This is a genomic window from Chitinimonas naiadis (assembly GCF_054780835.1).
The window spans coordinates 440,731-465,079 of record NZ_BAAGVO010000002.1 but is presented as its reverse complement, the minus strand read 5'-3'; the positions used below and the strand labels follow the sequence as shown (position 1 = coordinate 465,079).

26 protein-coding genes are annotated in these 24,349 nt (G+C 62.0%); 8 read left to right on the top strand and 18 right to left on the bottom strand.

The window, feature by feature from the left end:
* Positions 1-42: 42 nt before the first annotated feature.
* From fdx to ACYVHK_RS04425, 16 genes are all read right to left on the bottom strand, one after another.
* Positions 43-399 carry a 2Fe-2S iron-sulfur cluster-binding family protein gene (gene fdx, locus ACYVHK_RS04500; RefSeq protein ID WP_460528033.1) on the bottom strand — a complete coding sequence of 119 codons (357 nt, stop codon included), beginning with the start codon at positions 397-399 and terminating at the stop codon, positions 43-45.
* A 78-nt stretch (positions 400-477) separates the two neighbouring features.
* Entirely contained in the window at positions 478-2,340 is a 1,863-nt protein-coding gene (gene hscA / locus ACYVHK_RS04495) for a molecular chaperone HscA (RefSeq protein WP_460528031.1), read from the bottom strand.
* Positions 2,341-2,449: 109 nt separating this feature from the next.
* Positions 2,450-2,983, bottom strand: a complete 534-nt coding sequence (hscB, locus tag ACYVHK_RS04490) for a Fe-S protein assembly co-chaperone HscB (RefSeq protein ID WP_460528029.1) — start codon at positions 2,981-2,983, stop codon at positions 2,450-2,452.
* Between the two features lie 92 nt (positions 2,984-3,075).
* On the bottom strand, positions 3,076-3,399 hold the full coding sequence (gene iscA, locus ACYVHK_RS04485; protein ID WP_460528027.1) for an iron-sulfur cluster assembly accessory protein: 324 nt from the start codon (positions 3,397-3,399) through the stop codon (positions 3,076-3,078).
* A gap of 2 nt (positions 3,400-3,401) precedes the next feature.
* Positions 3,402-3,785: an iron-sulfur cluster assembly scaffold protein gene (gene iscU / locus ACYVHK_RS04480; protein WP_460528025.1), complete on the bottom strand. Its 384-nt coding sequence runs from the start codon at positions 3,783-3,785 to the stop codon at positions 3,402-3,404.
* A gap of 86 nt (positions 3,786-3,871) precedes the next feature.
* A complete protein-coding gene (locus ACYVHK_RS04475; protein ID WP_460528023.1) occupies positions 3,872-5,080 on the bottom strand; it encodes an IscS subfamily cysteine desulfurase in 1,209 nt (402 codons plus the stop codon).
* Positions 5,081-5,183: 103 nt separating this feature from the next.
* The gene (iscR, locus tag ACYVHK_RS04470) at positions 5,184-5,681 is read right to left on the bottom strand and encodes a Fe-S cluster assembly transcription factor (RefSeq protein ID WP_460528021.1); all 498 of its coding nucleotides are present in this window, start codon (positions 5,679-5,681) and stop codon (positions 5,184-5,186) included.
* A gap of 74 nt (positions 5,682-5,755) precedes the next feature.
* Positions 5,756-6,508 (bottom strand): serine O-acetyltransferase, encoded by a 753-nt coding sequence (gene cysE, locus ACYVHK_RS04465; protein ID WP_460528019.1) that lies wholly within the window; start codon positions 6,506-6,508, stop codon positions 5,756-5,758.
* Between the two features lie 139 nt (positions 6,509-6,647).
* Positions 6,648-7,154, bottom strand: a complete 507-nt coding sequence (locus ACYVHK_RS04460) for a FixH family protein (RefSeq protein WP_460528017.1) — start codon at positions 7,152-7,154, stop codon at positions 6,648-6,650.
* Between the two features lie 94 nt (positions 7,155-7,248).
* Positions 7,249-8,700 carry a CcoG/RdxA/FixG family protein gene (ccoG, locus tag ACYVHK_RS04455; protein WP_460528015.1) on the bottom strand — a complete coding sequence of 484 codons (1,452 nt, stop codon included), beginning with the start codon at positions 8,698-8,700 and terminating at the stop codon, positions 7,249-7,251.
* Between the two features lie 166 nt (positions 8,701-8,866).
* A complete protein-coding gene (gene ccoP, locus ACYVHK_RS04450) occupies positions 8,867-9,790 on the bottom strand; it encodes a cytochrome c family protein (RefSeq protein ID WP_460528012.1) in 924 nt (307 codons plus the stop codon).
* The gene (locus tag ACYVHK_RS04445; protein ID WP_460528010.1) at positions 9,787-9,957 is read right to left on the bottom strand and encodes a cbb3-type cytochrome oxidase subunit 3; all 171 of its coding nucleotides are present in this window, start codon (positions 9,955-9,957) and stop codon (positions 9,787-9,789) included. Before ACYVHK_RS04445 ends, ccoP begins: the two co-directional genes overlap by 4 nt.
* Before the next feature lie 69 nt (positions 9,958-10,026).
* Entirely contained in the window at positions 10,027-10,641 is a 615-nt protein-coding gene (ccoO, locus tag ACYVHK_RS04440; RefSeq protein WP_460528008.1) for a cbb3-type cytochrome c oxidase subunit II, read from the bottom strand.
* An 18-nt stretch (positions 10,642-10,659) separates the two neighbouring features.
* On the bottom strand, positions 10,660-12,111 hold the full coding sequence (ccoN, locus tag ACYVHK_RS04435; protein ID WP_460528006.1) for a cbb3-type cytochrome c oxidase subunit I: 1,452 nt from the start codon (positions 12,109-12,111) through the stop codon (positions 10,660-10,662).
* Positions 12,112-12,628: 517 nt separating this feature from the next.
* Positions 12,629-13,114 (bottom strand): FKBP-type peptidyl-prolyl cis-trans isomerase, encoded by a 486-nt coding sequence (locus tag ACYVHK_RS04430; RefSeq protein ID WP_460528004.1) that lies wholly within the window; start codon positions 13,112-13,114, stop codon positions 12,629-12,631.
* A 23-nt stretch (positions 13,115-13,137) separates the two neighbouring features.
* A complete protein-coding gene (locus ACYVHK_RS04425) occupies positions 13,138-13,608 on the bottom strand; it encodes a peroxiredoxin (protein ID WP_460528002.1) in 471 nt (156 codons plus the stop codon).
* 90 nt (positions 13,609-13,698) lie between these two features.
* Between ACYVHK_RS04425 and ACYVHK_RS04420 the strand changes: the two genes are divergently transcribed.
* The 3 genes from ACYVHK_RS04420 to ACYVHK_RS04410 are packed head-to-tail and all read left to right on the top strand — an operon-like array spanning position 13,699 to position 15,740.
* Positions 13,699-14,820: a JmjC domain-containing protein gene (locus tag ACYVHK_RS04420; RefSeq protein ID WP_460528000.1), complete on the top strand. Its 1,122-nt coding sequence runs from the start codon at positions 13,699-13,701 to the stop codon at positions 14,818-14,820.
* Positions 14,821-14,877: 57 nt separating this feature from the next.
* A complete protein-coding gene (locus tag ACYVHK_RS04415) occupies positions 14,878-15,279 on the top strand; it encodes a YchJ family protein (protein WP_460527998.1) in 402 nt (133 codons plus the stop codon).
* Positions 15,276-15,740: a GNAT family N-acetyltransferase gene (locus ACYVHK_RS04410; protein WP_460527996.1), complete on the top strand. Its 465-nt coding sequence runs from the start codon at positions 15,276-15,278 to the stop codon at positions 15,738-15,740. Before ACYVHK_RS04415 ends, ACYVHK_RS04410 begins: the two co-directional genes overlap by 4 nt.
* 12 nt (positions 15,741-15,752) lie before the next feature.
* On the opposite strand, the gene ggt is transcribed toward ACYVHK_RS04410, so the two are convergent.
* Complete coding sequence (gene ggt / locus ACYVHK_RS04405; RefSeq protein ID WP_460527994.1) at positions 15,753-17,507, bottom strand: gamma-glutamyltransferase family protein; 1,755 nt, start codon at positions 17,505-17,507, stop codon at positions 15,753-15,755.
* Between the two features lie 304 nt (positions 17,508-17,811).
* Here ggt and ACYVHK_RS04400 point away from each other — a divergent pair, with 304 nt between their 5' ends.
* From ACYVHK_RS04400 to ACYVHK_RS04385, 4 genes are all read left to right on the top strand, one after another.
* A complete protein-coding gene (locus tag ACYVHK_RS04400; protein WP_460527992.1) occupies positions 17,812-18,495 on the top strand; it encodes a hypothetical protein in 684 nt (227 codons plus the stop codon).
* Positions 18,496-18,643: 148 nt separating this feature from the next.
* Positions 18,644-19,792, top strand: coding sequence for a M14 family metallopeptidase (locus ACYVHK_RS04395; RefSeq protein WP_460527990.1), 1,149 nt, complete (start codon positions 18,644-18,646; stop codon positions 19,790-19,792).
* Positions 19,793-19,913: 121 nt separating this feature from the next.
* On the top strand, positions 19,914-20,186 hold the full coding sequence (locus ACYVHK_RS04390) for a DUF1653 domain-containing protein (RefSeq protein WP_460527988.1): 273 nt from the start codon (positions 19,914-19,916) through the stop codon (positions 20,184-20,186).
* Complete coding sequence (locus ACYVHK_RS04385) at positions 20,186-20,989, top strand: ferritin-like domain-containing protein (RefSeq protein WP_460527986.1); 804 nt, start codon at positions 20,186-20,188, stop codon at positions 20,987-20,989. The genes ACYVHK_RS04390 and ACYVHK_RS04385 overlap by 1 nt, the downstream gene beginning before the upstream one ends.
* Positions 20,990-21,034: 45 nt before the next feature.
* On the opposite strand, the gene ACYVHK_RS04380 is transcribed toward ACYVHK_RS04385, so the two are convergent.
* Positions 21,035-22,603 carry an alpha-amylase gene (locus ACYVHK_RS04380; protein ID WP_460527984.1) on the bottom strand — a complete coding sequence of 523 codons (1,569 nt, stop codon included), beginning with the start codon at positions 22,601-22,603 and terminating at the stop codon, positions 21,035-21,037.
* A 171-nt stretch (positions 22,604-22,774) separates the two neighbouring features.
* Between ACYVHK_RS04380 and ACYVHK_RS04375 the strand changes: the two genes are divergently transcribed.
* Positions 22,775-24,295 (top strand): fumarate hydratase, encoded by a 1,521-nt coding sequence (locus ACYVHK_RS04375; protein ID WP_460527982.1) that lies wholly within the window; start codon positions 22,775-22,777, stop codon positions 24,293-24,295.
* Positions 24,296-24,349 lie beyond the last annotated feature (54 nt).

The window sequence follows — 24,349 nt, the reverse complement described above, 5'->3', positions numbered from 1 at the left end:
CGTCCAGGAATCAAGCCATGCCGGTCACCGCGGGGCGAACGATCAGACGTCCCAGTCCTTGTCGTAATGCTCGCGGGCATGATTGATCGTGTACTTGGGGATTTCCACGGTCAGATCAGTCTGCGCCACCAGCGCCTGGCAAGACAGGCGCGACAGGCTGGTCAGGCCCCAGGCCTTGTCCAGCAGGTCGTCTTCCTCTTCCTCGCTCGGCGCGAGGCTATTGAAGCCCTGCTTCACGATCACATGGCAGGTGGTGCAGGCACAGGACTTCTCGCAAGCGTGCTCGATATCGATGTGCTGACCCAGCAGCGCGTCACAGACGCTGACACCGGATTCGACGTCGAAGCTCGCGCCCTTGGGGCAAAGCTGGGGATGGGGCAGTACGGTGATCTTGGGCATGGTTGCCTCTCGCTTATGGTGTCGGACGTCCCTTGGAACGCCAGTGCGGCGCGAGCCAGGCTCGCACCGCGGTAATGGTCAGCTCAATTCGCTCAGGGTATGACCGGTCAAACCCCGTTTGACTGCCGCATCCATGCGGCGGGCCGCGAATTCGGCGGTTTCGTGATTGAGGCTGTCGGTCAGCTCGCGTATCGCGGCGGCATCCGAACCCGCGATCGCGGTACGCAGGCGCAGCACCGCGTCGCGCACTGCCAGGGTCTCTGTCTCGCTCAGCAGTTGACCATCGCTGGCCAGGGCGATTTCGGTGGCGTTGACGAGACCCTCAGCCTCCACCTGCGCCTCTGCCAGGCTGCGTGCCTGCATATCGGCACCGGCATTCGCCATGGAATCCTGCAGCATGCGGGCGATCTCGTCGTCCGCCAGGCCGTAGGATGGCTTGACCGCAATATGGGCTTCCACCCCGGTCGACTGTTCCCGGGCGCTCACCGCCAGCAAGCCGTCTGCATCGACCTGGAAGGTCACGCGGATACGTGCCGCGCCGGCGACCATCGGCGGAATGCCGCGCAATTCGAAGCGGGCAAGGCTGCGGCAATCCACCACCAGCTCACGCTCGCCTTGCACCACATGGATCGCCATGGCCGTCTGGCCATCCTTGTAGGTGGTGAACTCCTGGGCGCGGGCGGTGGGAATGGTGCTGTTGCGCGGGATGACCTTCTCGGCCAGGCCGCCCATGGTCTCGAGGCCCAGCGAGAGCGGAATCACATCCAGCAGCAGCCACTCGTCATCGCTCTTGTTCCCGGCCAGCGCATTGGCCTGCATGGCGGCGCCCAGCGCCACCACCTTGTCCGGGTCCAGATTGGTCAGCGGCTCGCGACCAAAGTACTCCGCGACGGCCCGGCGCACATGCGGCATGCGCGTGGCGCCACCAACCATCACCACACCCTTGACCTCGTCGAGACCAAGCTTGGCATCGCGCATGGCCTTGCGCACCGGCGTCATGGTCTTTTGCACCAGCGTGCCGGTGATCTGCTGGAAGGTTTCGGCCGTCAGCTCGACATCGACCACCTCACCGTCGGAGAGCTTGACGGTCACGCGCGTGCTGGCATGTTCGGTCAGTGCTTCCTTGGCCTCGCGCGCGCGCGTCAGCAGCAGGCGGGTGTCATGATCGCCCAGCAGGCTCAGGCCGGCCTGCTCGGCCAGCCAGCAGAACACGCGCTGGTCGAAATCGTCGCCACCAAGGGCGGAATCGCCCGAGGTGGACAACACCTCGAACACGCCGCGCGTGAGCTTCAGGATGGAAACGTCAAAGGTGCCGCCGCCCAAGTCATAGACGACATAGACACCCTCGGCGCTATTGTCGAGGCCGTAGGCGACTGCGGCGGCAGTCGGTTCGTTGAGCAGGCGCAGCACATTGAGGCCGGCCAGCGTGGCGGCATCCTTGGTCGCCTGGCGCTGCGCGTCATCGAAATAAGCCGGCACGGTGATCACCGCACCGACCAGTTCGCCGCCCAGGCTGGCTTCGGCCCGCTGCTTCAAGGCCCGCAGGATGTCGGCCGACACTTCCACCGGGCTCTTCTCACCGGCGATGGTCTTGATCTTGAGCATGCCCGGTGCATCGACAAACCGGTAGGGCGTCGCAGCGGAATCCGGTAGGTCCTTGACGCCACGCCCCATGAAGCGCTTGACCGACACGATGGTATTGCGCGGATCCTCGCTCTGGCGCGCCTGTGCGGCATGCCCGACGATGACCTTGCCTTCGCTGCCGTAGCCGACGACCGATGGCAGCAGGCTGCGGCCGGCTTCATCCACCAGCACGGTGGCAGAGCCGCTCTTGACCGTGGCGACCAGCGAGTTGGTGGTGCCGAGATCGATACCGACAGCCAGGCGGTGCTGGTGGGGTTCTGCGGCTTCGCCGGGTTCGGCAATTTGAAATAGGGCCATGATCTTGCTTATCCAGGTCGACGGTTATGGTCCGTCAATCAGTGTGATGCATCTCGTCCTGCAAGCCCGAAGGCTCACACCTAGCACCCGGCCCAAGCCGGGTACGCCATCAATCCAGTAGTCGCTCGATCGCATCGCCGATTTCCTGGTCCAGCTTCTCCAGGAAACGCAGCTTGCGCACGGTCTGGGCCACCAGCGCATGATCGACGTGCACATCGAGACCATGGGCCAGGTCGGCCTCCAGGCGTCGGGTCTCCGTGCGCAGTTCGCCCGCGAGCGCTTCCAGCGCTTCGATCTGTCCAGCCTGGCGGGCATCCACCACCGCCTCGCGCCACTCCATCTGCTGCATCAGGAAGGCTGCGGGCATGCTGGTATTGGTTTCTTCCTGCGTATCCACACCGGCGAGCTGCAGCATGTAGCGCGCTCGAGCCAGCGGGGATTTGAGGATCTGGAACGCCTCGTTCACACGTGTCGCCACCTGCAGGGCCAGCCGCTTGTCCGTGTCCGGCAGGCTGGCTGCCCGATCGGGGTGGTACTGGCTCTGCAATGCACGGTAGGCCGTTTCCAGCACGTTCATGTCAAGCAGGAAAGCGCGTGGCAAGCCGAACAGTGCGAAGTGGTCCTGCGAGAAATCAAATGCCATGTTCACCCAGCCCGAAGGCGGTCCTTACAAAAAGCAGCGCCGCTTCATGGGCGGCGCATGCTTTGGCTGACAGTCGCCCTGACCTTGCGGACTCAGGTATTGAAGCTCTCGCCGCAACCACATTCGTCCTTGACGTTGGGGTTGTTGAACTTGAAGCCTTCGTTCAACCCTTCCTTCACAAAGTCGAGCTGCGTGCCATCCAGATACGGCAGGCTCTTGGCATCGGTGAATATCTTCACACCGAAGCTTTCGAATGCCAGGTCGTCGGCCGACTCCTGGTCGACGAACTCCAGCTTGTACGCCATGCCGGAGCAACCGGAGGTACGCACGGCCAGCCGCACACCCACACCCTTGCCACGCTTGGCAATGTAGTTGGCGACGTGCTTTGCCGCTTTTTCTGACAGAGAGAGTGCCATGATCAGCCCTCGTGCTTGGCCTTGTAGTCGGCCACCGCTGCCTTGATGGCGTCTTCCGCCAGGATGGAGCAGTGGATCTTCACCGGCGGCAAAGCCAGCTCTTCGGCGATCTGGGTGTTCTTGATCGTCATGGCTTCGTCCAGTGTCTTGCCCTTCACCCACTCGGTAATGAGCGAGCTCGACGCAATGGCCGAACCGCAACCATAGGTCTTGAACTTGGCGTCTTCGATCACGCCACCGGCGCCGACCTTGATCTGCAGCTTCATCACGTCGCCGCAGGCCGGTGCACCCACCATGCCGGTACCTACCGAATCGTCGCCCTTTTCAAAGGAACCCACGTTACGCGGGTTTTCGTAGTGGTCGATGACCTTGTCGCTGTATGCCATTTTTTAACTCCTTAGCGGAACCCCAGATGTTCCGTCTTTTGAATTCAGGGTGCCCGGTCTGGGCACAGGTACGGCATCTCGCCGGCTTAGTGTTCAGCCCACTGCACGGTGTTGAGGTCGATGCCTTCTTTGAACATGTCCCACAGCGGGCTCAGTTCACGCAGCTTGCCGATCTTTTCGTGGATCAGCTTGATCGCATAGTCGATATCCTCGACCGTGGTGAAGCGGCCGATGGTGAAGCGGATGGACGAATGGGCCAGCTCGTCGTTGCGGCCCAGGGCGCGCAGCACGTAGGAGGGCTCAAGCGACGCAGAGGTACAGGCAGAACCCGACGATACGGCCAGGTCCTTCAAGGCCATAATCAGCGATTCGCCTTCCACATAGTTGAAGCTGACGTTCAGGTTGTGCGGCACGCGCGCATCCATATCGCCGTTGAGGTAGACCTCTTCCATGTCGGACACGCCGTTCCAGAGCCGGTCGCGCAGCATGCGGATGCGCTCCAGCTCGGTAGTCATCTCTTCGCGGGCAATCTTGAACGCAGCGCCCATGCCGACGATCTGATGGGTGGCCAGCGTACCGGAACGCATGCCGCGCTCATGGCCGCCACCATGCATCTGGGCTTCGATCCGCACGCGCGGCTTGCGGCGGACATACAGTGCACCGATACCCTTGGGTCCGTAGGTCTTGTGGGCCGAGAAGCTCATCAGGTCAACCTTGAGGGTGGACAGGTCGATACCGATCTTGCCGGTCGCCTGGGCCGCGTCCACATGGAACAGGATGCCGCGCTCGCGCAGCATCTCGCCGATTTCGGCGATCGGCTGTACCACGCCAATTTCGTTGTTCACCGCCATGATGGAGACGAGGATGGTGTCGTCGCGCAGGGCGGCCTTCAGCACATCCATGTCCACCAGGCCGTTTTCCAGCGGGCTCAGGTAGGTGACTTCATAACCTTCGCGCTCCAGCTCACGCATGGTGTCGAGCACGGCCTTGTGCTCAGTCTTCATGGTGATCAGGTGCTTGCCCTTGTCCTTGTAGAAATGCGCCACACCCTTGAGGGCGAGGTTGTTCGATTCCGTCGCACCGGAGGTCCAGACGATTTCCTTGGCATCGCAGTTCACCAGCTTGGCGACTTCCTCGCGCGCCTCTTCCACCGCTTCTTCGGCTGCCCAGCCAAAAGGATGGGAACGGCTGGCCGGGTTGCCGAACTGTTCGGTCAACCAGGGGATCATCTGTTCGGCAACACGCGGGTCCACCGGGGTGGTAGCGGAATAGTCGAGGTAAATCGGCAGTTTCATTTACTACGCTCCATGCGATGCATCTACGCCCAGTACGAGATAGGCGGGCCTTTTGGCCTCTGGATAACTAACGGCTAGCTAAGTCTGTTCCTGCTTCCGTGGCTCAGGCGGGAACCTGCTGCACCGGATTGCTGTTCTTGCGCTTGTCGTGCAGCACGCTGCACTCCTGGCTGGCCTGCGTGCTCGGGCACTTGGCCCGCTGCTTCTCGATCAGTTCGGCCAGCGTGACCGACGCCAGGTATTCATAGATGGTGCGATTGAGGTCGGACCACAAGTCGTGCGTCATGCAACGCTTGTTGTCTTCGAGGCAGTTTTCCTTGCCGCCGCACTGCGTGGCATCCAGTGGTTCATCGACCGCCGTGATGATGTCGGCCACCGAGATATCGGCCACTGCGCGTGCGAGGCAATAGCCCCCACCTGGGCCGCGCACACTGTCCACCAAGCTGTTACGGCGCAATTTGCCAAACAGCTGCTCAAGGTAGGACAGCGAAATATTCTGGCGCTCCGAGATACCGGACAGCGTCACCGGGCCCTTCTGCTCGCGCAGCGCCAGGTCAAGCATCGCAGTAACCGCAAAGCGGCCCTTGGTAGTCAGACGCATAAGCCCACCTACTTGGAAAGTAGCCGAAGGATAAAATACCCGACCATTTTGGTCAACATTTATATCCTAGTGTTTTAGTCAACAATTCGGTTCAAATAGTTCGCATCGAACTTATCGGCGGTCGCCCGCTCTTCCGCGCAATCCACGCCAAGCTTCTCCAACCGGCGCAGGATCAGTTCGATGCGCTCGTCGATATTGGCGCTATGGTCCACCAGGCCATGGATGGCCTGCACCACCGGATCGTCCATCTTGGACGAGATGGCATAGGCGGAGAAACCCATCTTCTCGGCGTTGGCTTCGCGTACCTGGGCCACGTCGTCCGCCACGATGCGGGCCGGGATACCCACCGCTGTCGCATTGCTCGGCACGTCCTTGACCACCACAGCATTGGAGCCGACCTTGGCGCCGGCATGCAGCGTGATCGGACCCAGCACCTTGGCGCCGGCACCGATGATCACACCGCGTTCCAGCGTGGGATGGCGCTTGCCCTTGTTCCAGCTGGTACCGCCGAGGGTCACGCCGTGGTACAGCGTGCAGTCGTCACCGATGACCGCCGTCTCGCCCACCACGATGCCCATGCCGTGATCGATGAACACCCGGCGGCCGATGGTCGCGCCAGGATGGATCTCTATACCGGTGAGGAAACGGCTGATATGCGAGGTAAACCGCCCCAACCACTTGAATCCACCGCGCCAGAATGCGTTCGCTACCTGGTGAAAGGTCAGCGCATGCAGGCCGGGGTAACAGGTGAGCACTTCCCAGGTGGAGCGGGCTGCAGGGTCGCGATCAAACACGACGGCAATGTTTTCACGTAGGCGCGCAAACATTCAGGGGCTCTTGGGAAACGTGGGGAAAGGCTGAGCATTTTACTCGACTATTCCGCACGACGGAACCCATCCGGAGCAAAAGCCGGGCCGGATACCGGCGATACCTTGCGTATCGCCCTGCCCCACCCGGTGGTCGGGACTACTGCCCCGCCGGCTTCAGATCAACCGCGCTGCCCGGTCCGATCGTGGCTTCGCCGCGCAGGCGCCAGCCACCATGCGGGTCGTCCAGCTGGACCAGCCAGCGCTGAGGGGCCAGGACACCATCCAGCTTGGCCTTGTACATGCCATCTTCGGTCGGTCGCAACGACAGCGTCAGGTCCTGGCCGGCCTGCGTGGGATGCGACAGCGTGATGGTCAGCGGGTTCGGCTGGGCCGGCATCGGGATGAGCAGCACACGGGCCTGCAGGCCGTCGTCGGACACCATGAGCTTGGCCGACAGACCCAGCTTGGCCGCCTGGCGATCACGTACGATGTCCTTGCCGATCTCATTGCCGCGCTTGTAGTAGTCGTCGGTCACGAGGCCATCGTCGCTCTTGATCGCGATGATCATGAGCCCGATGCAGGCGACGACCGTGACGCCGAGCAGGATCAGGAAAAGCCAGACAACGGGCTGCTGGTACCAGCGATTGTTAACAGGTTGATTCATGGTCTTTCTTGCACTTGCCACGACAGCGCCGCAAGCGACGCTGCCGGATTGGGAGAGGCGACGGCGCTGCCGCACCGTCGGCCTGCGACAGCCATTACTGGCCGATAAAGCTCGACTTCTCCCTAACCTTGAGGGTCAGGTCATCGGCGGCCTGGACTTCAAAATAGATCTTCTTCGAGCCACGGGTGGCGTACTGCGGCTCGACCTGCACCCGAACCCCGACCGTCGTCGCACCGTTGCCCGGCACCTCCACGATGTCGCCCTGGTCGGACAGCACCTTCATTTCCGGCAGGCCGTCGGCGCGGATCACGAAACGATGCGACGCTTCGTCGGTGTTCTGCAGCTGCAGCTGATAGCTGTTTTCCAGCATGCCGTCATCGGTCTCCCGCACCAGCGTATTGCGGTCACGCGAGACGTTAACCTTGATCGGCGACTTGAAGGCCAGCGACAGCACTACCGCTACCGCCACGATCATCAGCACCGCGCTGTACATGACCACGCGCGGTCGCAGGATATGGTTGGCGATCTGGCTTTCGGGATACTTGTGGGCCAGCGCGTTCTCGGTGGTGTAACGCACCAGGCCGCGCGGGTACTCCATCTTGTCCATGATGCTGTCGCAGGCGTCGATGCAGGCGCCGCAGGCAATGCACTCGTATTGCAGGCCATCGCGGATATCGATCCCGACCGGGCAGACCTGGACACAGAGCTTACAGTCGATGCAGTCACCCTTGCCCTCGGCCTTGTAGTCCTCACCCTTGCGGCGGCTGCCACGCGGATCGCCCCGCTCGGCGTCGTAGCTGATCAGCAGCGTGTCCTGGTCGAACATGGCGCTCTGGAAGCGCGCATAGGGACACATGTACTTGCAGACCTGTTCACGCATCCAGCCTGCGTTGCCATAGGTGGCAAAACCGTAGAACAGGATCCAGAAGGTTTCCCACGGCCCGGTATTCCAGTTCAGTACCGCGCTGCTCAGCTCGCGGATAGGGGTGAAATAGCCTACGAAGGTGAAGCCGGTCCATAGCGAAATCGCTATCCAGATCGCGTGCTTGGTGTACTTGATCCTGAGGCGGCGCAGGTTCATTGGGCCGTTGTCGAGCTTGATGCGCGCCATCCGGTCCCCTTCCACCCACTTCTCCACCCACAGGAAGATCTCCGTATAGACCGTCTGCGGGCAGGAATAGCCACACCACAAGCGACCGCCAATGGATGTCCAGACGAACAGGCCGAAGGCGCACATCAGCAGCAAGGCGGTCAGGTAGATGAAATCCTGCGGCAGGAAGATAAAGCCGAAGATATAGAACTTACGGTGCACCAGATCGAACAGCATCATCTGGCGATCGTGCATGTTCAGCCAGGGCATGCCATAGAAGAACACCTGGGTCGCCACCAGCCAGAACCAGCGCCATTGGGTAAAGCGACCGGTAATCCAGCGCGGGTAGACCTTCTTGTGCTTTTCGTAGAGGACAACCTCTTCGAGCTCCACCGGCACTTCTGCCGGCGTGGCGGGCACAACCTTGATCGGGATGTTCTTGAACGATTGCGGCATGGCGGGAAGCCTGGGGAAACGGTTTTCGACAACGTCCAGCGCTGTCGGAAGCGGTCTCTGTCTATCCGGCGATTATCGCCGGAGGGCCAGCCCGACCACCGCGACGTATCGTCGCAGCGGCGGACCAGCAGGCGGAGGCGTACACCCTCCGCACGGTACTTGCAACTTATTGCGCAGCCGCCGCGCCTTCCTTGTGCGACAGACCGTAGACGTAAGCGGCTAGCAGGTGCACCTTGCCCTCGCCGAGCGCTTCCTTCCAGGCCGGCATGCGGTTCTTGCGGCCGTTGGTGATGGTCTCGATGATGGTGTGCTCGCTACCGCCGTACAGCCAAACCTTGTCGGTCAGGTTAGGTGCGCCAATGGTCTGGCTGCCCTTGCCATCCGCCTGGTGACAAGCCACGCAGACCTGCTTGAAGGTCTCTTCGCCACGACCGGCACGGACGGCGTCATAGTTCTTGCTGGCGATCTTAAGGACATAGTTGGCTACATCCTTGACCTTCTCTTCACCGAACGCCGCACCAAAGGCCGGCATCTGGCCTGCGCGGCCACCGTTCAGCGTCTCCTCGATCTTATCGGGCGTACCGCCGTAGAGCCAGTCGTTATCGGTCAGGTTGGGAAAGCCCTTGGCACCGCGCGCATCCGAACCGTGACACTGCATACAGTAGGTCAGGAACAGGCTCTGGCCGGATTGACGTGCCTCATCGCTCTTGGCAAGCGTTGGCACATCGACCGACAGGTACTTGTCGTAAAGCGGCTTGATGGCGGCTTCCTTGGCGGCGGACTCGGCCTGGTACTGGCCGGCAGCCGTCCAGCCCTTGGTGCCGGCGAACGCACCCAGGCCCGGATACAGGATCAGGTAGCCGACAGCGAAGGCGATGGTGATGTAGAACAGGCCCATCCACCAGCGCGGCAAGGGATTGTTGTACTCCTCCAGATCGCCATCCCACTTGTGGCCGGTTACCTGGGCCTTTTCGCCCTTGGGTAGCTTGACCTTACTCTGGGACCACAGCACGTAGCCCAGCCAGAACAGCGATAGCACCACCAGGGCGGTGATGTAGTAACCCCAGAACTCGCTGAAAAAGTCGCTCATTTTTCACTCCGTGCCTGCTCGTGCGGCAGGTCGTCGTCATTGATCGGCTGCATGGCGGCCTCCTCAAAGCCTTGCTTGGCAGGCTTGCCCCAGGCCCATACAGCAATCGCAACAAAACAGGCCAGGCCTGCCAGCGTCACGACGATGCGAATCAAATTGATGTCCATAACGTAAATCCTTGCTCAACCAACCGGCCGGCCATCCCGCGTTTTCCACGCAAGCTGGCCGGCGAGGGATCAGCGGATACCCTTGAGGGCCAGACCCAGGCCCTGCAGGTAGGCGATGACCGCTTCCATCTCGGTCTTGCCTTCCACCAGCTTCGGCGCATCGGCAATCTCGGCATCGGTGTACGGCACGCCAACCTTGCGCAGCGCACGCATGTGCGACTGGGTGGTGGCCGGATCGATCTTGGCGCCTGCCAGCCATGGGAATGCCGGCATGATGGATTCCGGCACCACGTCGCGCGGGTTCATCAGGTGAACGAAGTGCCATTCATCCGAGTAACGACCGCCAACACGTGCCAGATCAGGACCGGTACGCTTGGAGCCCCACTGGAACGGGTGGTCGTAGACCGACTCGCCAGCGACCGAGTAGTGACCGTAACGTTCGGTCTCTGCCCGGAAAGGACGGATCATCTGCGAGTGGCAGTTGTAGCAACCCTCACGCACATAGATATCCTGGCCAGCCAGTTGCAGTGCGTTGTAGGGCTTCACCCCCGGAATGGGCTGGGTGGTGGACTTGGAGAACATCAGCGGCAAAATCTCCACCATCATGGCCACGCTAATGGTCAGGATGGTGAACACGATCAGCGCGCCAACATGTTCTTCAATCAGTTTCTGGACCTTTTCCATGACGATTCCTGGATCTGATTAAGCGTGGGCAGCTTGCAGGGCGGGGATGGGCGCATCCACGGCCTTGCCTTGCATGATGGTACGGGCGACGTTGTAGGCCATCAGGAACATGCCGGAGAGATACAGGCCGCCACCGATCAGACGAACAACATAGTAGGGATGGCTGGCCTTGACCGAGTCAATGAAGGCATAGGTCAGGGTGCCGTCGGCATTGGTCGCACGCCACATCAAGCCTTGCGTCACGCCTGATACCCACATGGCGGCGATGTACAGCACCACGCCCAGGGTGGCGATCCAGAAATGTGCCTCGATCAACGGGATCGAGTACATCTTCTCGCGGCCGAACAGGCGCGGGATCAGGTAGTAGATCGAGCCGATGGTGATCATGGCAACCCAGCCGAGGGCACCGGAGTGCACGTGGCCAATAGTCCAGTCGGTGTAGTGGCTCAGCGCGTTCACGGTCTTGATGGCCATCATCGGGCCTTCGAACGTGGACATGCCGTAGAACGACAGTGCGGTGATCAGGAACTTCAGGATCGGGTCGGTACGCAGTTTATGCCAGGCGCCCGACAGGGTCATGATGCCGTTGATCATGCCGCCCCAGCTTGGCGCCAGCAGGATCAGGGAGAACACCATGCCGAGCGACTGGGTCCAGTCCGGCAAGGCGGTGTAGTGCAGATGGTGAGGACCGGCCCACATATAGGTGAACACCAGCGCCCAGAAGTGCACGACGGACAAACGATAGGAGTAGACCGGGCGACCAGCCTGCTTGGGCACGAAGTAGTACATCATGCCCAGGAAGGCGGCAGTCAGGAAGAAGCCAACCGCATTATGGCCGTACCACCATTGCACCATGGCATCCACGGCGCCCGAATAGATCGGGTAGGACTTCCACATCGAAGCCGGTACAGACAGGTGATTGACGATGTGCAGCAGGGCCACGGCCAGAATGAAGGCACCGTAGAACCAGTTGGCGACGTAGATATGCTTGATCTTGCGCTTGGCCAGCGTGCCAAAGAACACGACGGCATAGGCAATCCAGATCACGGCGATCGCCAGGGCGATCGGCCATTCCATCTCGGCGTATTCCTTGCCGGCGGTGATGCCCAGCGGATAGGTAATGGCTACCGAGACGATGACGGCCTGCCAACCCCAGAAGGTAAAGGCAGCGAGCGCATCAGAGAACAGGCGCACACCGGAGGTACGCTGAACCACGTAGTAGGAGGTAGCGAACAAGGCGCTACCACCAAAAGCGAAGATCACGGCACTGGTGTGCAGTGGGCGCAGGCGGCCGAAATGAAAATACGGTCCGAAATTCAGTTCTGGCCAAGCCAGCTGGGCGGCAATCACCACCCCCATAAACATACCGACGATGCCCCACACTACGGTCATGACGCTGAACTGCCGCACGACTTGATAGTTGAAGGTCTCCGCCCCAACCTGGGGTTCAAGCGCAGAATTGGCTTGCATGGAAGTCTCCGAAAAACTCAAAAAATCCGGTACGACCGGAAACGAGGTTCACACGGCGAAACGTGTCACCGTGATTTTTCTCTCCGCGCCGGTCTTGGCTTAGTGAGGGATAGGTCGGTGGACCGACTCAGCCGCGGAGTGTGCTACCCCCGCAAACAACCCTCTTTGATATGCGTCAAACAAACAACTGCCCCTGACGGGTGCCTGGTCTGTTGGCGATAAAGTCAGTCGAAAAGCTGCTGCAACGCAGCAATTTTACCGCCTACAAGGCAGTATGAGCAATTGAGCATTTACTCCAAGGGCCGCCTGGAGGCTGGCTCCGGGGCTCATGAAAAGATATAAACGGAGAATGCTTCTCAGTTACATCACAAGGTCACCGATCCGGACCTCGCGCAGGAGGCCATTCAACCGACCGGCATGCCTCGGCATCATTGCAACCATCTTAGACAATTGTTGCCCGCAACCAAGAATGCAGAACGGCGAGCCGTAGCCCGCCGTTCCAGCACAACAATATTGCTTAGTGGTGGTGGCCGTGTTCGCCGTGAACATGGCCGTGGGCCAGTTCTTCAGCACTGGCAGCACGCACTTCTGCAACCGTAGCCACAAAGCGCAGGCGCTTGCCAGCCAGGGGATGGTTACCATCGACCACGACCTTGCCGTCGGCGATTTCAGTCACCGTAAACAGCATGACATCGCCGCTTTCCGGATCATCCGCCTCGAACATCATGCCGACTTCGATTTCCTCGGGGAACACGTCCTGGGCTTCGATACGCACCAAATCGGCATCGTATTCGCCAAAAGCGTCGTCCGGCTCCATGGTGACGTCGATCTTGTCGCCAACCTTCTTGCCGTGCAGGGCCTCTTCCACTGCCGGGAAGATACCGTCATAGCCACCATGCAGATAGACCATGGGCTCATCGGCCTGGGTCTGGTCGAGCAGCTCCCCGGCTGCATCGAACATTTCATACTGCAGCGCGACAACGGAGTTCTTGGTGATTTCCATGAGGTAGTTCCTTGGGGTGACGCCTACGCGTCAAGTTGCTGGATAAGTTGAAGCACTTGCGCCGCATGGCCGCGTGGCGCGACGTTGTACATGGCATGGCGCAGGGTGCCGGTGCGATCAACGATGAACGTTGAGCGGATGGTGCCGAATTTTACCACGCCATTGCGCTCCGATTCCCGCAGAGTATGGTAACTGCGTGAAACTTCGGTTTCACTGTCCGACAGCAGCCTTACCAGCAGCCCGTGCTTGTCGCGAAATGCCTCGTGACAGAAGGGATCGTCCAGGCTGACGCCCAGTACGACCGCGTTGAGACGGGCGAACCGATCGGCCAGATCGGAGAATTCGATCGCCTCTATGGTGCAACCAGGGTCGTCGTCACGATGATAGAAGTACAGCACGACCTGCTTGTTGCCACGAAAATCCGACAGCTTCACCATGTCCATGGCGGCGTCGGGCAACTCAAAATCGGGTGCGGGCACGCCGGTATCCAGCATAAAACACCTCCTGCGAAACACCTCCTGCTGCGTGGTTGCGCGCCGGATGAGATAATCCGGGTCAACTCACTTTTTCCCTATATAGCTCACATGTCCAATCCGCCACTCGGGAATCTGACGGCTGAGCAGTTTCTGGCCGAATATTGGCAGAAAAAACCACTGCTGATCCGCCAGGCCGTCACCCAGTTCGACTGGCTGCCAGAACTGGCCGACCTGCAAGCCCTTGCCAGCCAGGAAGACGTCGAATCACGCCTGATCGAGCAGCGCGACGGCCGCTGGTCCTGCGAATCCGGCCCCTTCCGGCCCAGCCGTTTCAAGCGGCTACCAGAGGGAGACTGGACCGTACTGGTACAGAACGTCAACCATCATGTGCCATTCGCGGCGCAACTGCTGTATCGCTTCGACTTCATTCCCCATGTGCGGCTGGACGACCTGATGATCAGCTACGCACCGGCCGGCGGTGGCGTGGGTCCGCACTTCGACAGCTATGACGTGTTTCTGTTGCAGGTTGGCGGAAAAAAACGCTGGCGCATCTCGGCCCAGACCGATCTTGCGCTGGTGGAAGACTCGCCGCTCAAGGTACTGGAACGCTTTACGCCCGAGCAGGAATGGGTATTGGAGCATGGCGACATGCTCTACCTGCCGCCCAAGTATGCCCACGAAGGCGTGGCGCTGGAGCCGGGCCAGACCTGGTCGATCGGCTTCCGAGCGCCATCGGCCCAGGAGCTGGGGGGGGCCTTTCTGGATTTCCTGCGTGACCGGATCGAGCTTGACGGCCTGTATTCCGACCCCAACCTGACGTTGCCGCAGGACCCGGCCCGCGTGCCGGACGATTTCGTCGCACGCATTTCGGCCCTGCTGCAAGGCATCAGCTGGGATGAGGCCACCGTCAGAGACTTTATCGGCCGCTATTTCAGCGAGCCCAAGGCCCATGTCTTCTATGACAGCCCGGAAGACGAGCTCACTGAAAAGGCCTTTGCCCGCGAAGTCGCCAGGCGGGGCGTGATGCTGGATCTCAAATCCGTCATGCTGTTCGATGCAGGCCAGATCTATATCAACGGCGATACGCTCGATGCCGATCCGGCCAGCTATCCCGTCCTGCACCAGTTGGCCAACCAGCGGCAACTGCCGCCTGGCCAGTACAGTGCCGAAGTGATCACGGCCCTGCATATCTGCTACGAATATGGTTACCTGCAGCCAGGCAACCTTTGAAACCACGCGGGTAGCGGCGTTAGCTGCCCTCCCCGCCAGACCGCTTAACGAGACACCATGGCCAAGCACGATTTCCCTACCAACTGTCCCTGCGACAGTGGCAAGCCCTACAAAGAGTGCTGCTTCATGCTGCATATGGAAAAACAGAACCCGGCAACGCCGGAGGCGCTGATGCGCTCGCGCTATGCCGCCTATGTCATGAAGAAGGCCGACTACCTGCTCTATAGCTGGCACCCTGACACGCGCCCGACCGAGCTGGACCTGAAGGACGATTCGGCCAAGTGGGTGGGCCTGACGATCCTGGGGCATGAAGGCGGTGGGTCGGATGATGATGAAGGCACGGTGGAGTTTGTCGCCAAGTACAAGATCGGTGGCAAGGCCGCAAAGCTGACCGAAAAAAGCCGCTTTGTCCGCCTGAAAGGCCGCTGGGTCTATCTGGACGGTGCCGTCGAGGAGTGAGTGTCAACGCAAGCATCACCATCCGCATCGCCCATGCCGGCGATGCGGCGGCCCTGACCGGCCTGTACCGGGAACTGGTCAACGACCCCTGCATCGCGGTGCTGCCTGAACGCCTGGAGACCCTGGCCCAGCACGCTGACCACGCGCTCCTGGTTGCCGAACAGGGCGGCCGGTTGCTCGCAACGGCTCACCTGCTGTTCTGCCTGGATGCCATGTACGCCCATCAGCCCTACGCGCTGCTTGAGAACGTCGTGGTGGCGGCAGCCGCACGTGGCCAGGGCCTGGGAGCCCGTCTGTTCAGCGACATAGACCGGCGCTGCCTGGCGCGCGATTGCTCCAAGATCATGCTGCTGAGCAACGCCAGCCGCACCGATGCCCACCGCTTCTTTGCCCGTCAGGGTTACGAGGGCGACCGCAAGCGCGGCTTCGTCAAATACCGCCGCGACATGCAACCAGCCTGAAGCGCACCGCTATCAGTAGCCCACGGCCGCACCGTCGGGGTTGCGCGGATCGGCGTAGCCATACAGCCCCTCGGGCCGCAGTTGTATGGTCTGGGTACGGCCGAACGCCCGCTTGACCACCACATTCTGACCTTTTTGCTGCAACAGACGGATCGTATCCGGGCTGATGCCCCGCTCCACCGACAACTCGTCTGGCAGCCATTGATGATGGATACGCGGCGCCGCAGCGGCCCCGGCAGGCCCCATATCGAAATCCACCGCGTTGATGATGGTTTGCAGCACCGTCGTGATGATGCGACTGCCGCCCGGGCTGCCCGTCACCAGCCATGGCTTGCCATCCTTGAGTACCAAGGTGGGCGACATGGACGACAGAGGACGCTTGAACGGCGCGATGGCATTGGCTTCGCCACCCACCAGGCCAAAAGCGTTCGGCACGCCCGGCTTGGATGAAAAATCGTCCATCTCATTATTGAGCAGCATGCCGGTGCCGGGCACCACGATGCCGCTACCGAATGGCAGATTGAGGGTGTAGGTCGTGCTGACGACGTTGCCCAAGCTATCGACCACCGAATAGTGCGTGGTCTGGTCGCTCTCATACGGCTGTGGCTTGCCGGGCTTGATCCGGGCCGACGGCATGGCGCGCTCCGGATCGATCTTCCTGGCCAGTTCATCGGCGTAATCACGCGACGTCAGTCCTTTGATCGGCACCTTGGCAAAGTCCGGGTCGCCCAGGTATTCCGCCCTGTCGGCGTAGGCCAGCTTCATGGCCTCGGCTTCCAGATGCAGCGTCTGCGCGCTGCCAGCACCGTAACTACGCAAGGGATAGCGCTCCAGCAGGTTCAGCATCTGGATGATATGGATGCCCCCTGAACTCGGCGGCGGCATGGACAAGACCTGGTAGCCCCGGTAGTTGCCACGCACCGGTTCGCGCTCCACCACCTTATAGGCCGTCAGATCCGCCAGGGTGATCAAGCCGCCCTGCCTATCCATCTCCGCCACGATCTGCCTGGCGATACCGCCACGGTAGAAGGCCTGCTCGCCACGTCGTGATATCTCGGCCAGGGTGTTGGCCAGCTCATTCTGGACCAGCCTGTCACCGGCTTGCAGGGGTTGGTCATCGCGAAAGAACAGCTTGCGGCTGGCTGGCCAGCGGCCAAGTCGCTCCGAAGCTGCAGACAGATGGTCCGCGAGCTCAGGGCTGACAATAAAACCCTGCCGCGCCAGGCGTATGGCGGGAGCGATCACCTCGGGCAGCTTGAGCGTGCCGTACTTTTCCAGCGTCTGGGTCAGGCCGGCTACCGTGCCGGGCACGCCTACTGCCAGATGGGTGAAGAGCGAGCGCCCCTGTACCACCTTGCCCTGGGTATCGAGATACATATCGCGGCTGGCCGCCGCCGGTGCCATTTCCCGAAAATCCACCGCGATATCGCGTCCGGTCTTCGCATCGTGCACCAGCATGAATCCGCCGCCCGCGAGATTGCCCGCCTGCGGCAAGACGACCGCCAGCGCAAACCCGACGGCGACGGCCGCATCCACCGCATTGCCGCCGCGCTTGAGGATATCCACGCCGACCTGGCTGGCCAGCCCTTGCTCGGAGACCACCATGCCGTGCTTGGCCTCGACCGAGTGGAAGATATCGTAGGAAAGGTCGTACTTGATCGGCGCCGGGGCGGTATCGGCCCAGGCAAGCGTGGGGCCAAAACAGAGCGAAAGGCTGAGACAGCCGATCAGCATGCCACGGAGCGGTGCCAGCAGTGTCGCTGCCATATTGTGTTCTCCTCCTGCTCGCCCGCGTCGACCAGAAGGTGCGCGGGCAAGCTCGATTTATAACCGTTTTATTGCCCACCAGGGGATTCTCGGCCCACCCGCGGCGGCTTTACGACAATGACGTGGCAAGCACGCCCGGGTTCCCTATTCCGAGCAATATCCAATCTGGCAAACCGAGGCCGCGCTTGCTAGCGTGACTACAACGGTCAGCAGCAAGCAGCGCTCCCGACCGCCATAACAGCGGCCAGCGGGCTGCATGCTCGCAGGCCTGGGGATATCAGGACCATACGACGGGGTATAGATCATGGAATTTGCCACTGCGAACCAACAACCCAAACAGAACCTGAGCAGTATCGCCCTGGTTGTATTGCTGCACGCCGGCCTGGTCTACGGCCTGCTGCATGGATTGAAGACAGGGCAGGTCAAGCTGCCCGATACCAGCCTGACCCAGGTGAGTCCCTTGCCCGAGCCCAGCAAGCCCGAGGAAGCCGTTGCCCGGATCGAAACCGCGGCCCAGCGCGAGCTGACGATCCGGATACCGGTGATCCCGGACCCGATGGTCGTTGAACCACACGCCACCATCACGACAGCCGACATCGGGCAATCCAATCCCGACACGGTGCCCCGGGATGCCGTCGGGCAACAAGAGACACCCGTCGTGCCGCTTGCGCATGCCGGCCCGGTCAGTGCCAGCGTTGCCTGCAGCAACTATCTGGAGATACGCGATGTACTGGCCGACAAGCTGCCACTGGTGGCCGAACGGATGGATTTCTCCAGCCGCGGCATCAACCAGTTCGACATGGTCGCGCAGTTGACCGTCGGCCCCGCCGGTGAGATCAGCAATCCGCTGATCAAGCAGAGCAGCAACGCCTACGCCAGTCGCGCCATGGAAAGCAGCGTGCTGTCGAGCCTGCGCAAGCTCAAATGCGCCGGCCAGGGACAGGCACGGACGGTGCAGGTACCGCTCAACTTCTCCCTGGTGGACTAAGCCACAGGGGTGGCCCGCATCGGGCTACCCTTGTCGCCGCACCAGCCTGCGCTGCGGATTCCCCGGCAGGCTGTCGCGTGCTTGGTTAAAATCGTTGGGTCTACAGCCCCAAGCTGGCCCGTTGGCCTGCATGCCCAGAGTGCCCACCATGACCCAATTGCATATTTCCACCTCGTTTGACGCCGGCTCCATCGAAGTCGTCAGCCTCAGCGACCATCGCGACATCCAGCTCAAGATCAAGCCGGACAACGCCAGCGAGTTCGCCCAGTGGTTCCACTTCCGCCTGCAGGGCGCCGCCGGCCTGCCCGTTTCGCTGCGCTTCCTGAACGCAGGCAGCAGCGCCTATCCGGACTGGAACGGCTACCGGGTGGTGGCAAGCTACGACCGTCAGCACTGGTTCCGTATCCCGACCGAATTCGATGGCCAGGTCATGACCGCCAGTGTCACGCCCTACACCAACAGCCTGTATTTCGCCTACTTCGAGCCCTACTCCTACGAGCGCCACCTGGACCTGATCGGTTTCGCCAGCGAATCGGACAAGGTCGAAGTCGAGCATCTGGGCAGCACGCTGGATGGCCGCGACATGACCCTGCTGCGCATCACCAACCAGGAAAGCAGCACGCCGGAAACGCACAAGAAGAAGGTCTGGGTCATCGGCCGCCAGCATCCTGGCGAGACCATGGCCGAATGGTTTGCCGAGGGCTTTCTCGAGCGTCTGCTGGATAGCGACGATCCGGTCAGCCGCCTGCTGCTCGACAAGTGCGTCTTCCATGTCGTGCCCAATATGAACCCGGACGGCGCCGCCCGCGGCAACCTGCGCACCAATGCCGCCGGCGCCAACCTGAACCGCGAATGGCAGACGCCCACGCTGGAACGCTCGCCCGAGGTCTTCCTGGTCCGCCAGAAGATGCTGGAGACCGGCGTGGACCTGTTCCTCGATGCGCATGGCGACGAAGCCCGTCCGTACAACTTCGTGGCCGGTTGCGAGGGCAACCCCAACTACAGTGATCGCCTGCACAAGCTGGAGGAAGCCTTCAAGGCTGCCTGGATTGCCAGCTCGCCGGATTTCCAGGACGTGCATGGTTACGAGAAGGACGAGCCGGGCCAGGCGAACCTGACGTTGGCCACCAACTGGGTGGGTCAGCAGTTCAGCTGCCTGTCCTACACCATCGAGATGCCGTTCAAGGACAACGCCAATCTGCCGGACGAAGAGTACGGCTGGAGCGGCGAGCGCTCCAAGAAGCTGGGCGCCGGGGTCTTGCTGCCCATCTTGCAGGTCATCGACCAGACACGTTAATCCAGACACCGTACGATCAGAACAGGCGGCCGACGGGCCGCCTTTCTGTTGGTGCCGGGCACCTGTCCGGCCAGGGGTAAAATCCCTTCCCTCGAAACAAGCAGAAGCAGGAACCGATCTCATGTCACAAGCCCACTATCGCCATATGGATGGCGGCCTCTATCGCTTTGTCGCCCACGCCATGTCGGCCGACACCGATGCCGAAGTCGTGATCTACGAGCACCTCTGGCCGTTCGAGCCCGGCCTGTGGGTGCGGGATCGCAAGGAATTCGAGGCGCGCTTCAGCCCGGTGGCGGTCGAGGTGGTCGAAGCCGCCCAACGCGGTGACCGTGAAGCAGCCCAGGCGCTCGTCAATGCCACCAAGGCACAGCGGCGGGCAGCCAAGGCCGGCTGATGCCAGCGCCGCTCTACCCGGCCGCTCAGGCCGTGCTCGCACTGGCCGATCCCGACGCCAAGGTCGCCGCCAGCGGTGGACTCTGGCAATCCTGGCAGGCCGGGGAGCTGGACCATGCCGGCGGGCAGATCGGCCCTGCCTTGCAGGCCGGGCGCCCGCTTCGGCCGGAACTGATCTCTCCACAGGCAGTGCCGCGCCGCCGGCTGGGTACGACGGAGGGGCGCGCCGCCCTGGTCCATGCCATCGCCCACATTGAATTCAATGCGATCAACCTGGCACTGGACGCCGCCGCCCGCTTTCAGGGCATGCCGCGCGACTATTACGCCGACTGGTTGCGGGTAGCGGCGGAAGAAGCCGGGCATTACCGCCTATTGGCGGATCACCTGCAGACCCTGGGCTACCGGTATGGCGATTTCCCGGCCCACAACGGCCTCTGGGCCATGGCGGAGAAAACCGCGGGCGACGTGCTGGTACGCATGGCGCTCGTCCCCAGGCTGCTGGAAGCGCGCGGGCTGGACGTGACGCCCGGCATGCAGGCCAGGCTGCTGGCGGCCGGGGACAAGCAGGCAGCCGCCCTGCTCGACATCATTTTCCGTGACGAAGTCGGCCATGTGGCCGTCGGCAACCGCTGGTTCCGCTGGCTATGCCAGCAAAGAGGATTGGACCCGGTGCAGACATTTCGTGACTATCTGGTCGCGTTCGACGCACCGCGCAATATCGGCGAGCTGAATGTCGAAGCCCGCCTACGGGCGGGCTTTGAGCTGGCGGAGCTGGACGCTCTGCGACAATACGCTGCAGGCTGAGGCCGGCGCGCTATCCGCGCGCCAGCCTCAGGAAATACGCAGCGATCAGCGCAGCTTGATCGAGGCCTGCAGCACCAGCGCGCTGTTGCCGGTCAGGCCAAAAGTCGCCTTGCCATCGCCACCGACCGTCACCACCTTGCCGGCACAGACGTTCGCGCTGGTGACGCCGCCCGTCAGGAGATCGCAATAGTTGCCCGCCGCGAGGCCGGTATCAAAGCTGCGCGTCACATCGACCGACTCACGGTTGATCGCCACGAAGCCCAGGCTGCCGCGTGAGAAAGCGATCGCATTGCCACCGTTATCCCACCAGTTGTTAACCTGGGTGCCAGCGACGGCCCGGCGGAAGGCCACCATATTGGCGACCATTGGGTCGCGATGCTCGCAGACCCATTGGCCGATGTTGGCAGTCTCGAAGCTGACGGCACAGCCGGTGGTCGTCAACGGCGGGCCCATATCGCGACCAGCCTGGGTGCTTCGATCAAAGGCATAGCTCGACATGATCGAAGGGTAGCCATAGGGCGTCGCCAGCATCCAGACGTTGGCCAGCCGATAGATCACGCCATCCCGGTAGGAGATGCCACTCTGGCGCTGGGTATCATGGTTTTCCAGGAACGCCACGGCTTTGTCGCTGGGCATGATGCTCCAGGCGCTCTCGGAGAACTGGCTGCCGCTGGCGCCGTTGGGATTGAGCTGCGCCAGCTTCTGCCCACCGGTGCCGAGGAACTTGTCCCCCACGCCACGGAATTTGAACTCGGTGATATCCGTGGCACCGCCGCTGGCATAGCCCAGCCCGAAGTAGTCACGCGCCTTGACGGCCTCGGTACCCGGGTCGATCACCTCGGCAAAATAGTAAGGCAGGGCACGGCCCTCGCCGGTGAGCGTCTGGTTGACCTTGGCCAGGATAGCGTTGAGTTCGACCGGCTGGATATGCTTGGCGGCATCCAGGCGGAAGCCTGCCACACCGAGGCGCGCCAAGCTCAGCAGGTAGTCCGCCAGCTTTTGTTGCACGGTAGTCGAGGCGGTATTGAGGTCGGCCAGCCCGGACAGCTCGCAATCCTGCACATTGGCCGCATCCTGGTAATTGCTGACGCTGCAGGTGGCATGGAAGTCCGACTGGCTGTAGAGGCCCGGATAGCTGTACTTGGTATAAGCCGTCCCGTTGCGACCGATGCCGCTACCGGCGGTCATGTGGTTGATGACCACGTCGGCATAGATACCTACACCCGCCGCCTTGCAACGATTGACCATGTCGATGAACTCGGCACGCGTGCCGGAACGGCTCTGGTCGATGCTGTAGCTGACAGGCTGATAGCGCGTCCACCACTGGTTGCCGGTGATGTCTTCTTGCGGCGGGGATATCTGCACCGCCTTGTAGCCCTTGGGGCCGAGCTGGGTTTCGCATTCGCTGGCCACCGCAGTCCATTTCCACTCGAACAGGTGTACGAACACGTCCCCGGCTGCCGCGTGGCCGCTGGCGCGGTAGCTGGCATCCAGGACCGGGCGGGCCGGCGTGGTCGGTGGGGTGGTGGTGCCACCGCCCCCTCCTCCGCCGCCACAGGCGGCAAGGCAAAGGGCGAGCAGGCTGGCCACGGGGGCAAGGCGATCTGTATTCAAGGGTCACTCCATCTCTTTATATGGGGCGGCGTCACTAGCGGGCACGCTCACAGGGGCAGGCAGATGATGCGGACCCGGCCCGAGGTAGTCAAACCCGCCACGCTACGGCGGTGCCCAGCCCGTATCTGTTAGAATTGCCCTCCCCCGATCGCACCTCCTCTGGAGCCCGCCATGACCGTGATACGTCAGCAGGACTTCATCGACAGCATTGCCGATGCCCTGCAATACATTTCCTATTACCATCCCAAGGACTACATCCAGAGCCTGGGACGCGCCTACGAGCTCGAAGAAAGCCCGGCCGCCAAGGATGCCATTGCCCAGATCCTGACCAATAGCCGCATGTGTGCCGAAGGCCATCGTCCTATCTGCCAGGACACCGGCATTGTCTGCGCCTTCGTCAAGATCGGCATGGACGTGAAATGGGCCGACGCCACCATGGGTGTGGAAGACATGGTCAACGAAGGCACCCGTCAGGCCTACCTGCACCCGGACAACAAGCTGCGCGCCTCGGTGCTGGCAGACCCGGCCGGCCTGCGCCGCAACACCAAGGACAACACGCCTGCGATCACGCACTTCGAGATCGTTCCGGGCAATACCGTGGAGGTGCATATCGCGGCCAAGGGTGGCGGTTCCGAGAACAAGTCCAAGTTCGTCATGCTCAACCCGTCCGACAGTATCGTGGAATGGGTACTGAAGACCGTGCCGCTGATGGGCGCCGGCTGGTGCCCGCCCGGTATGCTGGGTATCGGCATCGGCGGCACCGCCGAGAAGGCCATGCTGCTGGCCAAGAAGTCACTGATGGACCCGATCGACATCCAGGAACTGATCGCCCGTGGCCCTGGCAACCGCGTGGAAGAACTGCGGCTCGAACTGTTCGAGAAGGTCAATGCGCTGGGCATCGGCGCCCAGGGCCTGGGTGGCCTGGCAACCGTGCTGGACGTCAAGATCCTCGACTACCCGACCCACGCCGCCTCGCTGCCGGTCGCGATGATCCCCAACTGTGCCGCTACCCGCCATGTGCACTTCGAGCTCGATGGCTCCGGCCCTGCCCAGCTGGAAGCGCCCAAGCTGGAAGACTGGCCCGCCGTGACCTGGACGCCGTCCGCCGACGCCACCCGTGTCGATCTCAACAACGTGACCCGTGAGCAGGTTGCCAGCTGGAAGCCCGGCCAGACCCTGCTGCTGAACGGCAAGCTGCTGACCGGTCGCGACGCCGCCCACAAGCGCATGGTCGACATGCTCAACAAGGGCGAGGCCTTGCCGGTCGATTTCCAGAACCGCTTCATCTATTACGTCGGCCCGGTCGATCCGGTACGCGATGAAGTCGTCGGCCCCGCCGGCCCGACCACGGCGACCCGCATGGACAAGTTCACCGAACAGGTCCTGGCGCAGACCGGCCTGCTGGGCATGGTCGGCAAGGCCGAGCGCGGCCCGGCGGGCCTGGATGCCATCAAGAAGCACCAGTCGGTCTACCTGATGGCCGTGGGTGGCGCCGCCTATCTGGTGTCCAAGGCCATCAAGGGCGCCAAGGTCGTCGGCTTTGCAGACCTGGGCATGGAGGCCATCTACGAGTTCGACGTCGTCGACATGCCGGTCACGGTAGCAGTGGATTCGCAGGGCAGCTCGGTCCACAAGACCGGCCCGGCCGAATGGCAAGCCCGCATCGGCAAGATACCGGTCGCCGCCCAGTAAAGCTGGCCAGCAACGGTAGATGACAAAAGGCCACGGCATGCACCGTGGCCTTTT

Coding starts and splice junctions, on each gene's coding strand:
- fdx (WP_460528033.1), bottom strand. CDS start 399: ATGCCCAAGATCACCGTACTGCCCCATCCCCAGCTTTGCCCCAAGGGC.
- hscA (WP_460528031.1), bottom strand. CDS start 2,340: ATGGCCCTATTTCAAATTGCCGAACCCGGCGAAGCCGCAGAACCCCAC.
- hscB (WP_460528029.1), bottom strand. CDS start 2,983: ATGGCATTTGATTTCTCGCAGGACCACTTCGCACTGTTCGGCTTGCCA.
- iscA (WP_460528027.1), bottom strand. CDS start 3,399: ATGGCACTCTCTCTGTCAGAAAAAGCGGCAAAGCACGTCGCCAACTAC.
- iscU (WP_460528025.1), bottom strand. CDS start 3,785: ATGGCATACAGCGACAAGGTCATCGACCACTACGAAAACCCGCGTAAC.
- ACYVHK_RS04475 (WP_460528023.1), bottom strand. CDS start 5,080: ATGAAACTGCCGATTTACCTCGACTATTCCGCTACCACCCCGGTGGAC.
- iscR (WP_460528021.1), bottom strand. CDS start 5,681: ATGCGTCTGACTACCAAGGGCCGCTTTGCGGTTACTGCGATGCTTGAC.
- cysE (WP_460528019.1), bottom strand. CDS start 6,508: ATGTTTGCGCGCCTACGTGAAAACATTGCCGTCGTGTTTGATCGCGAC.
- ACYVHK_RS04460 (WP_460528017.1), bottom strand. CDS start 7,154: ATGAATCAACCTGTTAACAATCGCTGGTACCAGCAGCCCGTTGTCTGG.
- ccoG (WP_460528015.1), bottom strand. CDS start 8,700: ATGCCGCAATCGTTCAAGAACATCCCGATCAAGGTTGTGCCCGCCACG.
- ccoP (WP_460528012.1), bottom strand. CDS start 9,790: ATGAGCGACTTTTTCAGCGAGTTCTGGGGTTACTACATCACCGCCCTG.
- ACYVHK_RS04445 (WP_460528010.1), bottom strand. CDS start 9,957: ATGGACATCAATTTGATTCGCATCGTCGTGACGCTGGCAGGCCTGGCC.
- ccoO (WP_460528008.1), bottom strand. CDS start 10,641: ATGGAAAAGGTCCAGAAACTGATTGAAGAACATGTTGGCGCGCTGATC.
- ccoN (WP_460528006.1), bottom strand. CDS start 12,111: ATGCAAGCCAATTCTGCGCTTGAACCCCAGGTTGGGGCGGAGACCTTC.
- ACYVHK_RS04430 (WP_460528004.1), bottom strand. CDS start 13,114: ATGGAAATCACCAAGAACTCCGTTGTCGCGCTGCAGTATGAAATGTTC.
- ACYVHK_RS04425 (WP_460528002.1), bottom strand. CDS start 13,608: ATGCTGGATACCGGCGTGCCCGCACCCGATTTTGAGTTGCCCGACGCC.
- ACYVHK_RS04420 (WP_460528000.1), top strand. CDS start 13,699: ATGTCCAATCCGCCACTCGGGAATCTGACGGCTGAGCAGTTTCTGGCC.
- ACYVHK_RS04415 (WP_460527998.1), top strand. CDS start 14,878: ATGGCCAAGCACGATTTCCCTACCAACTGTCCCTGCGACAGTGGCAAG.
- ggt (WP_460527994.1), bottom strand. CDS start 17,507: ATGGCAGCGACACTGCTGGCACCGCTCCGTGGCATGCTGATCGGCTGT.
- ACYVHK_RS04400 (WP_460527992.1), top strand. CDS start 17,812: ATGGAATTTGCCACTGCGAACCAACAACCCAAACAGAACCTGAGCAGT.
- ACYVHK_RS04395 (WP_460527990.1), top strand. CDS start 18,644: ATGACCCAATTGCATATTTCCACCTCGTTTGACGCCGGCTCCATCGAA.
- ACYVHK_RS04390 (WP_460527988.1), top strand. CDS start 19,914: ATGTCACAAGCCCACTATCGCCATATGGATGGCGGCCTCTATCGCTTT.
- ACYVHK_RS04385 (WP_460527986.1), top strand. CDS start 20,186: ATGCCAGCGCCGCTCTACCCGGCCGCTCAGGCCGTGCTCGCACTGGCC.
- ACYVHK_RS04375 (WP_460527982.1), top strand. CDS start 22,775: ATGACCGTGATACGTCAGCAGGACTTCATCGACAGCATTGCCGATGCC.